The sequence below is a fragment of the Microvirga makkahensis genome (assembly GCF_009830105.1).
GTDB lineage: Bacteria > Pseudomonadota > Alphaproteobacteria > Rhizobiales > Beijerinckiaceae > Microvirga > Microvirga makkahensis.
On record NZ_WURB01000004.1, the window covers coordinates 172375 to 187977 of the forward strand.

General features: G+C 63.0%; 13 protein-coding genes. 8 read left to right on the forward strand and 5 right to left on the reverse strand.

The window, feature by feature from the left end:
• Positions 1 to 4: 4 nt before the first annotated feature.
• From GR328_RS07390 to crtI, 4 genes are all read right to left on the reverse strand, one after another.
• The gene (locus GR328_RS07390; protein WP_160883878.1) at positions 5 to 1108 is read right to left on the reverse strand and encodes a glycosyltransferase family 2 protein; all 1104 of its coding nucleotides are present in this window, start codon (positions 1106 to 1108) and stop codon (positions 5 to 7) included.
• On the reverse strand, positions 1105 to 1845 hold the full coding sequence (locus GR328_RS07395) for a lysophospholipid acyltransferase family protein (RefSeq protein WP_160883879.1): 741 nt from the start codon (positions 1843 to 1845) through the stop codon (positions 1105 to 1107). Before GR328_RS07395 ends, GR328_RS07390 begins: the two co-directional genes overlap by 4 nt.
• Positions 1846 to 1940: 95 nt before the next feature.
• Complete coding sequence (locus tag GR328_RS07400; protein ID WP_160883880.1) at positions 1941 to 3476, reverse strand: phytoene desaturase family protein; 1536 nt, start codon at positions 3474 to 3476, stop codon at positions 1941 to 1943.
• Between the two features lie 234 nt (positions 3477 to 3710).
• Positions 3711 to 5261 (reverse strand): phytoene desaturase family protein, encoded by a 1551-nt coding sequence (gene crtI / locus GR328_RS07405; RefSeq protein ID WP_160883881.1) that lies wholly within the window; start codon positions 5259 to 5261, stop codon positions 3711 to 3713.
• Positions 5262 to 5559: 298 nt separating this feature from the next.
• On the opposite strand from crtI, the gene GR328_RS07410 reads away from it, so the two are divergent.
• The 7 genes from GR328_RS07410 to GR328_RS07440 all read left to right on the forward strand — a co-directional run bounded on the left by GR328_RS07410 (position 5560) and on the right by GR328_RS07440 (position 12065).
• Entirely contained in the window at positions 5560 to 5973 is a 414-nt protein-coding gene (locus tag GR328_RS07410; protein ID WP_160883882.1) for a septal ring lytic transglycosylase RlpA family protein, read from the forward strand.
• Positions 5974 to 6051: 78 nt separating this feature from the next.
• Positions 6052 to 6408: a hypothetical protein gene (locus GR328_RS07415; protein WP_160883883.1), complete on the forward strand. Its 357-nt coding sequence runs from the start codon at positions 6052 to 6054 to the stop codon at positions 6406 to 6408.
• Between the two features lie 99 nt (positions 6409 to 6507).
• Positions 6508 to 6813 carry a hypothetical protein gene (locus tag GR328_RS07420; protein ID WP_160883884.1) on the forward strand — a complete coding sequence of 102 codons (306 nt, stop codon included), beginning with the start codon at positions 6508 to 6510 and terminating at the stop codon, positions 6811 to 6813.
• Between the two features lie 116 nt (positions 6814 to 6929).
• Entirely contained in the window at positions 6930 to 7241 is a 312-nt protein-coding gene (locus tag GR328_RS07425) for a polyhydroxyalkanoic acid system family protein (protein WP_160883885.1), read from the forward strand.
• 193 nt (positions 7242 to 7434) lie between these two features.
• The gene (locus GR328_RS07430) at positions 7435 to 8655 is read left to right on the forward strand and encodes a glycosyltransferase family 1 protein (RefSeq protein ID WP_160883886.1); all 1221 of its coding nucleotides are present in this window, start codon (positions 7435 to 7437) and stop codon (positions 8653 to 8655) included.
• A 5-nt stretch (positions 8656 to 8660) separates the two neighbouring features.
• The gene (gene glf, locus GR328_RS07435; RefSeq protein WP_160883887.1) at positions 8661 to 9815 is read left to right on the forward strand and encodes a UDP-galactopyranose mutase; all 1155 of its coding nucleotides are present in this window, start codon (positions 8661 to 8663) and stop codon (positions 9813 to 9815) included.
• 72 nt (positions 9816 to 9887) lie between these two features.
• Entirely contained in the window at positions 9888 to 12065 is a 2178-nt protein-coding gene (locus tag GR328_RS07440; protein ID WP_246215742.1) for a family 1 glycosylhydrolase, read from the forward strand.
• A 74-nt stretch (positions 12066 to 12139) separates the two neighbouring features.
• Here the strand turns inward: GR328_RS07440 and GR328_RS07445 are convergent, their stop codons facing one another.
• Positions 12140 to 14890 (reverse strand): glycoside hydrolase family 2 protein, encoded by a 2751-nt coding sequence (locus tag GR328_RS07445; RefSeq protein WP_160883889.1) that lies wholly within the window; start codon positions 14888 to 14890, stop codon positions 12140 to 12142.
• A gap of 324 nt (positions 14891 to 15214) precedes the next feature.
• Here GR328_RS07445 and GR328_RS07450 point away from each other — a divergent pair, with 324 nt between their 5' ends.
• Positions 15215 to 15505 (forward strand): hypothetical protein, encoded by a 291-nt coding sequence (locus tag GR328_RS07450; protein ID WP_160883890.1) that lies wholly within the window; start codon positions 15215 to 15217, stop codon positions 15503 to 15505.
• The last annotated feature ends 98 nt before the right edge of the window (positions 15506 to 15603 follow it).

The window sequence follows — 15603 nt, forward strand, 5'->3', positions numbered from 1 at the left end:
CGCGTCATCCCACCGGATAGAGCCTGCCCTTCCATCCCGCCCGGCGCGCACGGCCGATCCGCAGCAGAACACTCCACTGGATCGCCAGGCTCGTCAGGACGGTGAAGGGATGCAGAAGAATCGAGAGAGGATTCTCGCGGGTCGCGACCGTCACCATGGCACGCGTCGCAAGCGAGAGCAGGGCGGCACTCACGACCGGCCATGTGGGGGCGAGCGGGAGGAGGGCGAAAGGCAGCACGTGCCCGCCCAGGAGCAGAATGGTCCAGACCGGCAGAGCCACGGGCTTCGCCATGCCCTCGTGGGCGTTCTTCGAAAAACCGTTCCAAGCGTCGGCAAAGCGCGTGTACATGCGGCACGAGGCGAGCCTGTCTCCCGGGACGAGATCGGTCATGAAACCGCTTCGCCGGAACTGGCGGGCAAGCTGAATGCCGTCATGGATCAGGGACCGGATCGCGGCATGGCCGCCGCTCGCGCCATAGGCCTCCCGCTCCACGAGCATGAGCTGCCCGCAGGCCGCGCCGAAACCCGGATGGGCCGATGCGCGCATAAGGCCCATGGGCAGGTAGCCGAGGAGGAGAAGATTGATCGCCGGTACGGTGAGCCATTCGCCCGGTGACTTCATGATTTGCCGGGGAACCGCGCTGACGAGGCCGGCGCCTGTCGCCTGGGCATGTCCGGACAGCAGATTCGCAGCATGGGGCGTCAGTCTCACATCCGCGTCGACGAAGAGGAAATGCGTTCCCCGCGCGTGCTTCGAGAGGTGATGGCAGGCGTGGACCTTCCCGGTCCATCCTTCCGTCAGAGCGGGCGCAATCAACAGGCGGATGCGCGAATCGCCGGAGGCCATGGAGCGGACGATCTCGGCGGTGGCATCCGTCGAGCCGTCGTCCATCACCAGCACCTCGATATCGACGCCGCGGCTCGCGAGGGCCGCTTCGACGGCCGGCCCGATATTCGCGGCTTCGTTGCGCGCCGGGATAAGAATGGAAACGAGGGTCCGCCCACGTGCGGGCGCATGAGGCGTTCGGCTCAAGACAGCGAGGTTGACGACGGTGAGCCCTGCCGGGAACGCCGCAAGCACAAGGAGGATGAGGGTGAGCACCGTCATGGCCGGCGACCCTCGTGGGAAGGGTTGAAGGAGCGTCCGGACAGGGCGGAGGACATGCGGCGCCAACCGTCGTAGATGCCGCCCACGCCCGAACGCCCTTCGATCAGGGACTGGAACCGCGCGGGATCACGGGTCATCACATCGCCGCTCAGGCGGTCGATCGCTTTCGTGAGCTCCGCATCGAGACGCTGCAAGCGGGCCGGTCGGGGGAGATCGAGCAGATCACGGCCGTGCATGGGATCGCCGAAAGCCAGGAAGGCTTCCGCGCCTCTCTCGATCCAGAACCCGTATTCGATCCCGAGGGGAATGATCGTGCATTCGGGCGCGATCTCGATCAGGTGAGCGATGCCGGGCTTCAGGCCGAGAGGGCGCTCCCGCACATCGGAAAAGCGGCCCTGGGCCGTCACCCAGAGAGCGCGGTGGGACGAAGAGAGAATGTCCGCGCTCGCCGTCAGGAAGTCCGCCGCGCCCCGCGCGGTGTGCAGGTCCACTCCGAACGCGCCGATGCGCCCGAAGATGCCGTATCTCTTCAGCATTTCGGCATCGATGGGGGCATAGCTTTCATAGGACGGAAACAGGTGGTCCGCCGAGAGGATGTAGATGGCCGCGTCCCACCATGACGGGTGGTTGGAGTAGACGATGACCGGGCCGCTGCGCGGCACGTCGGGAAAGCCCCAGGCGGCGATCCGCAGCGCATTCATGTGCTGGGCGAAATAGCGGCGGAATACCGATACCATGAACCGGTGGATCAACGCGGAGCGGCGCGTGACGGGGGAAGGCCCCCGCCGCCGCGAGAGCCGAGATCCTCCTGCCGCGCTGCCTGTCTCGTGCATCAGGATGCGTTCCGCAAATTCCCGGCCTTGAGATCGGCGTCGAGAGCATCGGCCGCGATCCAGCCCGACATCATCACCATCGGCATTCCGGGACCCGGATGAGCCGCGCCGCCGGCGAGATACAGCCCGCGTACCTGCCGGCTCCTGTTGCCGGGCTTGAACGCGCCCATGAACTTGCCATGGCTTGCGAGGCCGTAGATCGCGCCGTTCAGAACCCTGTAGCGATCATGGATATCCTGGGGTGTCAGATGTCGCTCGACGACGATGCGCTCCTCGATGTCGTGCATCCCCGCCGTGCGCTTGAGCTTGTCGATGATCGTCCGGCGATAGCCCGGGAACATTCGGGACCAGTCGTGATGAGGCCGCAGATAGGGCGTGTGAACCAGAACGTAGAGCGCCTCTCCGCCCTCCGGCGCGACGCTCGGGTCGGTTCCAGCCGGGGCTGCGAGATAGCAGGTCGGATCGGGGGCGGGCTCGCCCCGGCGGTAGATGGAGTCGAACTCCTCTTCCGGGTCGCGGGAGAACACGAAGTCGTGGTGGAGGATGTGATCGTAGCGCCTGTTCAGGCCGAGATAGAGCACAACGCCCGAGCAGGCCGGCTCGAAATCCTTGCGCGCGTAATGCTCGCCCACTTCGCCGCCCACGAGCTCGCGATAGGTGCGGATCGAATCCATATTGGAGATGACGCTGTCGTACGGCGCGGTCTCGCCGCCGGCAAGGACGAGACCCTTCACCTCGTCGTTCTCGATCCGCAGCGATGCCACGTCGGACGCGGGCTTGAAAGTGGCGCCGAGTTCGGAGGCCAGATTCATCAGCGCTTCGGCGACGGCCCGCGTGCCGCCCATGGGATACCACACGCCATCCGCCGCCTGCATGTGTGCGATGGCGCAGAGCACGGCGGGGGAGCCATAGGGGGACGAACCCACATATTGCGTGAAATGATCGAGCATCTGCGCCAGCCGCTCGTCCTTCACCTTGGAGCGGATGGTGCCTGCAACGGACGAGCCCATGCGCAGCGACAGAACATCCCGCAGGGTGGCGGGATTCATGTTGGCGCGGATGTTGATGGTGTCGAACAGGTCCTCCACCGGTTTCCAGAAGAAGAAGCGGTTGGAGATGTCGTGGAGATGGGCGGAGATTTCCTGGAAGCGCCTGTAGCCGTCACCGGCGCCCGTACCGGGAGCGAAACGGTCCATGGCGGCGGCCATCGCAGGGATGTTCTCCTGCAGATCGATGTGGGTGCCGTCGGCGAAGAAGCAACGCCATTGCGGGTCGAGCCGGACCAGATCGAGATAGTCCGCAAGGTTGCGCCCGGCTTCCGCGAAGATGCGCTCCAGAACGCGTGGCACGGTGAGGATGGTGGGGCCCATATCGAAGCGAAATCCACCCTCGTGCAGCACCGCCGCCTTGCCCCCGAGCCATGGGTTCTTGTCGTAGAGCGTCACTTGGTGGCCACGCGCCGCCGCGACGCAGGCCGCCGCCAGCCCGCCCAGACCGCCGCCGATCACGGCAACCGAAGATGCTTGAGCGCTCACGAAGATCCTCCAGTCGGATCTGGACCATGGATTGCTGGCCAGACGGTTTCCAGGCCTCTTGTCCTGGCCAGGCACATGACCCGAGGCCTTGGTTGTAGGAGGCAAGAAACTCAGTTCAAGGCAACCTCCCGATCAAGGAGCGGCGGGCCGGGTCATCCGCAGCGCGTCTGCCTGAGCCGAGGGCGCGATCGGAACGGGCCCTAGGACCATCCAAGGCGTCCCATGTGAGCCCCTTCACAAGGCGGCTCCGCGGATCGCTTCGATGGGGGCTTCCTGCTCCCGCCAGCCCGCGCGGCGGCGTTCCCAATCCTCCATCAGGAGGCGCGCGGTGATGCGCGCACCCTCGAAAATCACGGGCAGGCCACTGCCGGGATGCGTGCCGCCGCCGACGAGATAAACGTTGCGGCCGAACCGGTTGTGCGGCCGGAAATAGAGCATCTGCGTGAGGTTGTGCGCGAGGTTGAAGGTCGCGCCTTCGTACACGGAGAAGTCATCCTGCCAGCCGCGTGGGGTCACCACGCGCTCGTAGCGGATCCGGCTTTCGATGTCGGTGAGGCCCAAGAGCCGGAGGCGCCGGATCACGAGATTGCGATAGCGCGGCGCTTCCTTCTGCCAGTCGATGCTGCATCTCAGGTTCGGCACAGGCACGAGCACATAGAGGCTCGTGTGCCCTTCCGGAGCGAGCGACGGATCGGTCGCGCCCGCATGCTGGATGTAGATCGAGGGCTCTTCCGAAAGAACCCCTTCGGTGATTTCGCGGATGTTTCGCTCGTAGTCGCGAGCGAGAAGAATCGTGTGGTGGGCAAGATCTCCGACCTCGCCCTCGATGCCCAGATAGAGCATGAAAGTCGAACAGGAAAGTTTCGCCCGGCGGAGCTTTTTGTCCGTCCAGCGCGGGCGCATGGATTCCGGGACGAGGCGGCGCATGGCGTGTCCGAAATCGCCGTTGACGACGATGGAGTCTGCCGCGAAGCGCTCTCCGCCCGCCTCCACGCCAACAGCCTCGCCGTCGTCGTAGAGAATGCGGTCGACCGGGGTGTTGAGGCGGATATCGACGCCCATCCTGCGGGCGACATTGGCCATGGCTTCCGACACGGCGCCGCAGCCGCCGGTGGGGTGATAGACGCCGTGCTCGTACTCCAGGAACGACAGGATCGTAAAAAGACTCGGGCACTGGAACGGCGACATTCCGAGATATTTCGTCTGGAACGAGAAGGCGAGGCGCACGCGCGGATCGGCGAAGTAGCGCTTCAGGTTGCCGTCCACGCTGGAAAAGGGTCGCAGCTTCGGCAGGGCTGCGAGCATGGCAGGCGTTACGAGATCGGCCGGGCTCGTGAAGGCCTGTTCGAGAACGGGTCGGAAGGCCTCGAGCTTTGCACGGTTATCGTCGAGAAAGCGGCGGACGTTGCGCGCATCCGCAGGCGCAAGACGCGCGATCTCCTGTTCGAGACGCGCGAGATCGGGTGTCGCGCGAATTTCGCCGCCCCTCTCGAAGACCAGGTGATATTGCGGGTCGAGGCGCCTGAGATCGACATGGTCCTCCAGGCGTTCGCCGCAGGCTTCGAAGATGTCCCTCAGGACGCGGGGGTAGAGAAAGAACGTGGGGCCGATGTCGAATTTGTAGCCGCCGGGCGCACGGATCGTTCGCGTGCGGCCGCCAACCGCGGGCTCGCTCTCGAACAGGGTGACAGGAATGCCTTCCCGCGCGAGCAGCATGGCGGATGCAAGGCCTCCCGGACCCGCTCCGACAATGGCGACATGCGGCGACTGCGAGGCACTCGACATGGATCAATCACCCCATGAACCGGCAGGTAAGCGGACGTCCCGACTCAAGCTCAGGTAGAACTGCGTGACTCGAAGACCAGAGGTTCGGCATTCGGGAGGCACAATTCGGCAAATTTCCCTCAGAGCGTGAAACGATATTAAGGCTAGTTACAGATTGAATCGGAAGATTCTAGGCTATAGTTTCGAGGAATGCGCTGTCTCAAAAGTATGAGCTTGCAAGGAGAAAATCTAAGCGCCTTATTCTTGCCTTTTTAAAGTTGAGCTTCACTTCCAACCAAAATGGAAGGGGAGACGATCTTTGAAGAACATCCTCACCCGCATGTCGGCAATCGCGCCACTTCTATTCGTCGCCGCGTGCAATACGACCGCGTCCAATGACCCCTCGACCACGGGATCGATCTCGCAGGCCAGTCTGGGCAAGGAATTCCAGCGCGGTACGGCCTCCTGGTACGGCCCCGGCTTCCACGGCCGGAAGACCGCCAGCGGCGAACGCTTCAATTCCAGTGCCATGACAGCGGCCCACCGTTCCCTGCCTTTCGGCACCCGTCTGAGGGTCGTCAACGAGCAGAACGGCCGCTCCGTGGTCGTGCGCGTCAATGATCGCGGACCCTTTGCCCACCGGCGCATCATCGACCTCGCGAAAGGGCCGGCCCAAATTCTGGGGCTGACCACGACCGGAACCGGGTATGTCTCCCTGCACAGGCTCGACTGAGGCCTCCTTTCCGGAGTTAGGCGCTTCTTAATCCCTTGAGGCGATTCTTGGCCCGATTCGGGACCAAGGGTTGCTTACATGGAATCGAGATCGTCACAGCCGACGAACGTCATCCGTTTTCCGGGCGCGCGCTCGTCGGCCAATCCGCGCCGTGATCAGAAGAGCCTCATGGACGCCGTCTATGCCGCGGGCTCGCTGCCGATCCCGGCGGATGATCGAGCAACCAAGGATGTGGCGACACGGCTCCATATTTTCGGGTTCGTCGTCATAGACGAGGTGCTGTCCGACGGCACGGCGCGCCGCCTGCGCCCCTCCGAGTCGTTTCAGTCCTCCACCCTTCATCCGTGGCGTGTCTCGAAGCCTTCGGGCCGCTATCGGATCGACGAGGATTGGCCTGAGACCGATCAGGATCTCTTCGCTGCTCTTCTTGCCTGATCTGCCGGGCCTCGCTTTTTTAAGCCCTTGAACTATTTCCTGCGGCAGGGCGGGGCTTGCACAGTCTCCGCAGAGACCCGCGACCGCAGGACCGAAGCGATGCATCTGGTGCAGATCCTTCTGCCGCTGGCCGACAATGCCGGCCGCCGTTTCGACGGCAAAGCCTATGGCCGCGTCCGTTCCGAACTGTCCGAGCGATTTGGCGGCATTACCAGCTTCACCCGTGCTCCCGCGGAAGGGGTCTGGAAGGAAGGCGGCCATACCACCCATGATGACATCGTGGTTTTCGAGGTGATGGCCCGCGAAATCGACCATGGCTGGTGGGAAAACTATCGTGCGGAGCTGGAGCGCCGATTCCAGCAGGAAACCATCGTAATCCGTGCCATCAAGGTTGAAATGCTCTGATATCGGAACCGGCGCCGCGCCGCTTCGCTTGTCGTGTCGGTTAAGCGCATTCTGCGGAGGGTCGTGTTGGGGCTTCCGCAATGAAGGAATGCGCTCTGGTCAAAGAGAGCACCGCCATGTCTAAGCCCCTCATTGTTTCCATTCCCCATAACCTCGGCAAAGCCGAGGCGCTGCGCAGGCTCCAGGGTGGCATGAGTGGCCTGAAATCGCAGTTCAGCGACAAGGTTGCATCCATCGATGAAAGCTGGGCCGGGGACCGCATGGATTTTCGTGTCGGCGCCTTGGGGCAACAGGTGAGCGGGAACGTCCTGGTGATGGACGAACAGGTGCGCGTGGAAGTGCAACTGCCGTGGATCCTCGCCATGATCGCCGAAAAGGCGAAGACCTTCATCCAAAAGCAGGGAGCCCTGATGCTGGAGAAGAAGTGATGCGTACGATCATCATGAATAGTCGTTCACTAACATGAATGCAGATGGAACCAAATAGCACCTCCTGCGTTGAATAAACGATTGCGCCCGCGACCGATTTCCGGTGCGCTTCACTAAAGACATCGTTTTATTCACCCCGGACTGTGTTCTTCCGTCCGTTCGTGACAACACATCTGTTCTTGAGGATCGCGCTATGCATGAGCGTTTGATGACGCAGCCGCATGCCCTCCGTTCGCCCTCCAAGGCCAACTCCGAAAAGCCTCTCCTCGTCTGTTTCTCGCACCTTCGGTGGGATTTCGTCTGGCAGCGTCCTCAGCATCTGCTCAGCCGTGCTGTCAGGCACTACGACGTGCTGATCATCGAAGAGCCGATGTTCAAGTCCGGGATAAAGCCGCACATGGACGTGAGCGCCCGGCCCCAGGGTGTTACCGTAGCGGTGCCGATGCTGCCGGAAGGCCTCTCGCGCGAGGACGTCATTGCCGAGCAGCACGATCTCGTCGAGGCCCTGATCGGGCGTGAGCCGAGCGGCTCCCGGGTGTTCTGGTACTACACGCCGATGGCCATGGCCTTCACCAGCGATTTCGAATGCGACCTGTGCATCTACGACAACATGGACGAGCTGTCGCTCTTTCGGGGCGCGTCGCAGGAACTGCTCGATCTCGAGAATGCGCTTTTCTCGCGGTGCGATCTGGTCTTCACCGGCGGCATGAGCCTCTATGAAGCCAAAAGGAGCCGCCACCGCAGCGTTCACGGCTTCCCGTCCTCCATCGACTTCGACCATTTCTCGCAGGCACGTTCCATTCACGAGGATCCGGAGGACCAGGCGCATATTCCGCGTCCGCGTCTCGGCTTTTTCGGCGTCGTGGACGAGAGAATGGACACGGATCTTCTGGTCGAGGTCGCGGATCTGCGTCCCCACTGGCAGTTCGTCATGATCGGTCCGGTCGTCAAGATCGACCCCGCCACGCTGCCGCAGCGCCCCAACATCCATTGGCTCGGCGGGAAGCATTACAAGGAACTGCCTCGCTATCTCGCCGGCTGGGACGTGGGCTTCATGAACTTCGCGCTGAACGAAGCGACGAAATTCATCAGCCCGACGAAGACACCGGAGTTCCTCGCCGCAGGCGTACCGGTGGTCTCGACCCCCATCACCGACGTGGTGAGGCCCTATGGCGAAAAGGGGCTGGTCGAAATCGCCCGCACGGCCGAGGAGGTGGTCGCCAAGGTCGAAACCATCCTGGCAAGACCGAGGGACGCCTGGCTCGCCAAGGTCGACCGGCATCTGGCTCAGGGTTCCTGGGACAAGACCTGGGCCGCGATGCACAGGCTCATGCTCAACGCGGCCGGCGACGCGGCCGGAGATCGCCCTGCCGCAGCCTCCCTCCCGACCTATGCCACCACCCCTGCGGAGTGAAATGAATGTACGATTGGCTGATTGTCGGCGCCGGCTTCGCAGGTAGCGTTCTGGCCGAGCGTCTCGCAACCGAGCGCAACGAACGCGTCCTTCTCATCGACCGCCGCAACCATATCGGCGGAAACGCCTATGACCGCTACGACGACGATGGCCTGCTGATCCATCAGTACGGGCCTCACATCTTCCACACCAACTCGAAGCAGATCTTCGATCATCTCTCGCGCTTCACCGAGTGGCGCTTCTACGAGCACCGGGTTCTGGCGGAGGTGGACGGCATGCAGGTGCCGATCCCGATCAACCTCGACACTGTCAACAAGCTGTACGGGTTGAATCTGACATCCGAGCAGTTGCAGGACTGGTTCGCCCAGCGGGCCGAGAAGATCGGCGAGATCAGGACGTCGGAAGACGTGGTGGTCTCGACGGTCGGCCGCGAGCTCTATGAAAAGTTCTTCCGGGGCTATACCCGCAAGCAATGGGGGCTCGATCCCTCCGAACTCGACAAGTCCGTGACCTCCCGCGTGCCGACCCGCACCAACCGGGACGACCGCTACTTCACGGACGAGTTTCAGTTCATGCCCAGGTACGGCTACACCCGGATGTTCGAGAAGATGGTGAGCCATCCGAACATCCACGTCATGACGCAGACGGATTACGGGGACGTGAAGAACGTCGTGCCTCATCGCCGCGTCATCTATACGGGCCCGATTGACGAGTACTTCAACTACCAGTTCGGAAAGCTGCCCTACCGCTCTCTGCGCTTCGAGCACGTGACCCTCGACAAGCCCTGGCATCAGTCCGTCGGCGTGGTGAACTATCCGCAGACGCAGGATTATACCCGGGTGACGGAATACAAACACCTCACCGGCCAGGAGCACGCCAAAACCGCCCTGACCTACGAGTACCCATCAGCCGAAGGCGACCCCTATTATCCGATTCCGAAACCGGAGAATCAGGAGCTCTTCAAGAAGTACGAGCGTCTGGCGCTTGCGACGCCTGACGTTTGGTTCGTGGGCCGATTGGCGACTTACCGCTACTACAACATGGATCAGATCGTCGGTCAGGCGCTTGCCACGTTCCGGCGCATCAATGAGGCCCTGCCCGTGGGCGCGGACACGTCGAGCGTGAAGGTGATGTCCGGATCGACGGCTCTGCTCTCGTAGCGACGATGTTTCATCGAACGATCCGTGCTGATCATAGTTTGTGTGAGTTGGTGTAAGTTAGCTCGGAGCTGAATGATGAAACGACCCCTGGAGCTTTGGGGCGGTATCGAGTGTACTGTCGCGCGTGTTGGCGACGAATACCGTGACCAAAGCCTCGAGACCGGATACAGCGACCGGATCGAAGATCTCGACCGGATTGCCGAACTCGGAATCCGCACGCTGCGTCATCCGGTGCTTTGGGAAAGGATCTCTCCGGAAAGTCCGGACCGCACTGACTTCACGTGGCATGACGAGCGTATGGCGCGTCTTCAGACGCTCGGCATCCGCGCCATCGCAGGTCTGTGCCATCATGGCAGCGGCCCGCGCTACACCCATATGCTCGACCCCGCCTGGCCCGAGCTTCTGGCGCGTCATGCCGCCAACGTGGCGAAGCGCTATCCCCATCTCGACCTCTACACCCCTGTGAACGAGCCGCTCACCACGGCACGTTTCTCGGGTCTTTACGGCCATTGGTATCCGCACGGAACAAGTTATGAGACCTTCCTCAAAATCCTCGTGAACGAGTGCAAGGCGACCGTCCTCTCCATGCGGGCCATTCGCGAGATCCAGCCCGATGCGAAGCTCGTGCAGACGGACGACATGGGCAAGACATTCTCGACGCCTCTGCTTGCCTATCAGGCCGAACATGAGAACCAGCGCCGGTTTCTAAGCTTCGACCTCCTGTGCGGCATGGTCGACCGCGATCATCCGTGGTGGGATACATTCATCAGGAGCGGCGTGAGCGAGAAGGATCTCGCGCTCTTCCTCGACGCGGGGGATGCTGCGCCCGACATTATCGGCATCAATCATTATCTCACGAGCGAGCGCTACCTCGATGAGGATATGAAGCGATATCCCGAGCATCATTGGGGCGGCAACGGCAGGCACGAATACGCGGATGCCGAAGCCGTGCGCATACCTCTTCCGCCTGGGGATCTCGGACCCGCCGCCCGTCTGCGCGAGGTATGGGAGCGCTACAAGCGCCCCATCGCGGTGACGGAAGCCCACCACGGCAGCACACGTGACGATCAACTGCGGTGGCTCGTCGAGGTGTGGAACGACGTCAATACCTTGCGGGACGAAGGCGCCGACATCCGCGCCGTGACGGTCTGGTCTCTCTTCGGCGCCGTGGATTGGAACAGCCTGCTGACGCGACGCAATGGCTTCTACGAGCCGGGACCCTTCGATGTGCGCGCCCCCGAGCCGCGGCGTACGGCCCTGGCTCACGCCGCCGAGGCATTGGCGAAAACAGGTGCCTACGACCATCCGGTGCTCGACCGCGCCGGCTGGTGGAAGCGGGACATCCGCTTCTACAGGCGTCCGGCCAAGCAGTCGCGCTCCTGCTGGCTCGCGGACGAGCCGCGCCGGCTTCTGATCACCGGCGCCACCGGCACTCTCGGGCGCGCATTCTCACGGCTCGCAGAGTTTCGCGGCCTCAACCACGTGCTGCTCTCACGCAGGGACATGGATATCGCAGATGCGAAGAGCGTGAGGAAAGCGCTCGCCTGCTACCGGCCTTGGGCGGTGATCAACACGGCGGGCTACGTGCGCGTGTCCGAGGCCGAGAACGATGCGGCAGCCTGCTTTCGCGAGAACGCTCTCGGGGCCGATGTTCTGGCGAAGGCCTGTGCCGATCTCGGCATTCCCCTCGTGACCTTCTCGTCGGACCTCGTCTTCGACGGTACGCTCGACAGGCCCTATGTGGAGAGCGACGAGGTCAATCCCGCCACGGTCTACGGAGCGAGCAAGGCCGAGGCCGAGAGGCGCGTCCTGGCCGCTCACGACCAGGCTCTCATCATCCGCACGAGCGCCTTTTTCGGCCCCTGGGACCGCTACAACTTCGTCTGGTCGATCCTCAACACCTTGAGCAAGGGCGAAGGCGTTGCGGCAAGCGTCGATGTGGTGTCGCCGACCTACGTGCCCGACCTCGTCAACACCTCCCTCGATCTCTTGATCGATGGCGGAACCGGGATCTGGCACATGGCCAATATCGGTGAACTCTCCTGGCGCGATCTGGCCGCCCAGGCCGCCGAGCGGGCGGGTTTTGACCCGAGCCTTGTGACGGATGCGGGAGACCTGCCGGTTCTCAACACGGCTCTCTCGACAGAGCGCGGCATTCTGATGCCACGCCTGGAAAACGCCCTCGACCGGTTCTTCATCGACAGCGAGATGGATTGGTCCGAAGAGCGCCTCAAGATGGCTGCCGAGTAACGCTCCGACATCAGCAGCAAGAAAGCGGCGCGGATCCTCTCCGCGCCGCTTTCCATTGGAGGATCATCGACGACTTACGCGGCAGCTTCCGCCGCCCGCACGGCCTCCTCAAGGCGGGATGCCCGCGACTCGACCGCCAATTCCACCAGGGCATCGGTCAGCATGGTGGCCGTGGGGTCGGCGAGAGGCGCATCGCGCAGCAGGCGCAGCGTCGATGCGACGAGGCGACCGCGTCCGTAGGAGCGTTCCACGCCGAGGGCGACGGGCTTGTGAATCCAGCCGACCACAAGGCCGGCGAAGACGCGAGCCTGGAAGTCGAGAAGATTGCAGCCCGAGATCACGTAATCCGGCAGCACCCGATCCATGGTTTCGTCGAGCAGCGGGCCGGAGGGGAAGCGGGTGAAATGGCCCGAGCGGCGCAGCCAGGCGAAGGACGAGGCCCAGTCGCCGGACCATAGCGTGCCGTGCCGAGCCTGCACCTTCACGGCCTGCCAATGCGGGAAGAACGGATAGAGGCTCATGTCCTCTTCCGGGAGCAGTAGCAGTTTGGCGCCGGCGCGCACATGGTCGGCAATTGCCTTGTTGTGCGTGCGGGCGACGATCAAGGTCGATTCATCGAAAGCGCGCGCGATGGTGTAACCCAGGGCGCGGAAGCGCTCGCGGATATCCTCGTCCGGCGACCACACTAGCTCCCGCACATGGACCGGTCTCGTGCGCTTTGGATGAATGGCGATGTCATGGTGGTTTTGCGCGACGAGGTGACCGTCGGACGTGCGCAGCGCGAAGCCGATGCGCCGTAGCGAGGCTTCGTCCATTTCCGGAAGCCGCAGCTCGACCTTGCCGATGTTGAGTACATCGGGCGCTTCGATAGGCGGCAGATCAATGCGCTGGGTCTCGTTGCAGAGGGTGATCTCAAGATGGCAGTTCTCGAGCCTCGGCCCCGCGCCGTGCGCGACTGCGAGCTCCAGCGTCACGGTCTCGCCTGTCCAGTAGGAGGCGCGTTCCCATTTCGGCACGATCACCGTATCCGAGTTGAAGATGTGAAACAGCTCGTGGAACACGCGTGTGTTGCGGCGCATGTCGAGAAGGCCGTTCGACTCCCAATGGCAATCATGGAGCTCGGTGATCACGTAGCCGGCGAGGTTGGGCTTCCTGCGCATGGCTTCGATCTCGTACTTGAAGGCGCGGAACTGTTGCCATTGCGCCGCGATCACGAAACGGCGCAGATCGCCGAACACGCGATCCAGGCTCCAGTCCGAAAAGCGGTTCTCGACGCCGTGGGCATACATCACGCCCTCACCCCAGTCGTGGCCCGTCTCGAACCACCAGGGCTCCTCGCCCTTGGCGTCCCGCAGGTCCTTCGGATAGGGAAGGCCCCAATTGCCGAACTCCGAGCACATGAGCGGCTCGCGGCCGGTGATCACCGCGTCTCCATGCGGCGAATAGAGCCAGGATGCACGGTTCGACAGTTCGTCGACGAACTGGTCCCACTGTGCCCGGTGATCGGGATAGGCGGCATAGAAGTGATAGTCCGCGATGTCGGATTCCACGTGGAAGCTCGGGGCCAACGGCGAGTTGTCGACGACGAGGCGCGTGGGATCGTAGGCTTTCAGCCAGGCAAAGGTGCGCTTGAGCCAGTCGCGGTGGTCCGCATCGTTGACGAGGTCGACGCCCCAGTTCTCGTTGATGATGGTCCAGATGATGATGGACGGGTGATTGCCGTCGCGGTCGACGATGCCCTTCAGGAGCTTCTCCTTTCGGCCTCGCGAGCGGTCGGTGGCCATGCCGCCGTTGGGCAGCTCCGTCCAGATCAGCATGCCCATGCGATCCGCGGTCTCGTAATAGCGTGGGTCCGCCGCCTTGATGTGGCAGCGCAGGCAGTTGAGGCCGAGTTCCTTGGCCTTGCGAAACTGATCCTCCAGAAATTCCACGGAAGGCACGGTGCAGATCGTGTCCGGGTAGTAGTCCTGGTCGAGAGCCGCGCGCAGATAGAGCGGCTCGCCGTTCAGATAGAGCTTGCCGTTGCGGGTCTCGATGGTGCGGAAGCCGAAATTGTCGGCGATCTCGTCCTTCACCTCGCCGCCGCGGATCAACTCCAGGCGGATCCGGTAAAGGTTCGGGTGATCCGGCGACCAGGGCTGCACGTGCGGCACGGCCAGCTCGAAAGGCATGCTGGTGACGCCGATCTGCGTCTCGTGCATCTCGTCGATCACGACCTTGCCCGAGGGGTCCGTGACTTCGATATGGATCTGCGTGGCGTCCGAAAGCGGCCGCGCGAAGAACACGCCGGACACGACGCGGCCGGTGGCCAGGTGCGGAACGAGGCGCACACGGTTCATGTGGTCGGGAATGCGGCGTTCGAGATAGACCGGCTGCCAGATTCCGGAGAGCGGACCGTACCAGCTCTGCTTGCCGAAGGGGATCTCGGCGAAGGGTGAGTCCGGGAACTCGGCCGGGTTGTCGGTGGGCGAATCCACGCGGACCTTGATCTCGTTCGGGCCTGGCTTCAGGTAGGACGTGACGTCGAACGAGAAGGGCAGGAAGCCGCCTTCGTTGTGGCCGACGGGCTCGCCGTTGATGAAGACCTTCGTGTTGTGGAAGACGGCGCCGAAGCGGATCCAGATGCTGTCATGCAGCCATGCTTCGTCGATCTCGATCGTCCTGCGATAGATGCCGATTCCAGCCCGCATGCGCAGGTCCGAGAACTGGGCCTGCCAGGGACTCGGCACCACGATCTGGCGAACCTCCGCCGGGCCGGACAGACGGTCGTCGGCCACGTGCAAAAATTCCCAAGTCCCATCCAGACTGATGCGATTGTCCTGCATAATGTCTCCTTGAATCAGAGATTACCCAAGGGCGCCCAAGACGGCGAAAAAAAGGCTGAGGACCGGGAGACAAAAGCCTTGTGCAGAGGTGCGACAATCGATGCTTCCAAAGTCTGCCCGAACCATCGCCCTCGTTCCTGACATTGGTTTGCGGCCTGTCTCGAACAACGGCAAAACCCAATATTGGATCCAGAGCCGGTTGCGCATGAGAGATCGCTTCGTTTCCTGGCTTGGCAGGAACCGCCCTCCGCATCTGGCGTTGCCCTGATAACGCCGAGTCTCGCTGCTCGCCCGAATACTTCCAGCTCTTGAAAGAGGCTTCAGATGGCCGCACAAATTCCAGACGACCGCGCCCGCCAGGGCGCCTCCGGCCGCCCCGTTCTGGGCGTTCTGCTCGGCTCCCTGCTTCTCCTTGCGATCGCAGTGGGCGGTTACGTGATTTGGGCGGGTGCCCAGTCGCCCGATGATCCCGGCACGGATGCCGCCCGCTCCGCCACGACGGGTTCCACAACCGGTTCGTCGGATGCCAACCCTACGAACCGGATCACGCCGGCAAACCCGGCCTATCCCGCCCCGGAGGCGCAGCCTTCCGCCAACGAGCCCGCGCGTCGCTGAGTCCCGCTCTTTGGGAAAGCCTGGATGGGGAGGTCCCCATCCAGGCTTTTTTGTTGCGCTTCGTCCGTCCGGCGGCGAGTTTTCGCCTTATTGATTCG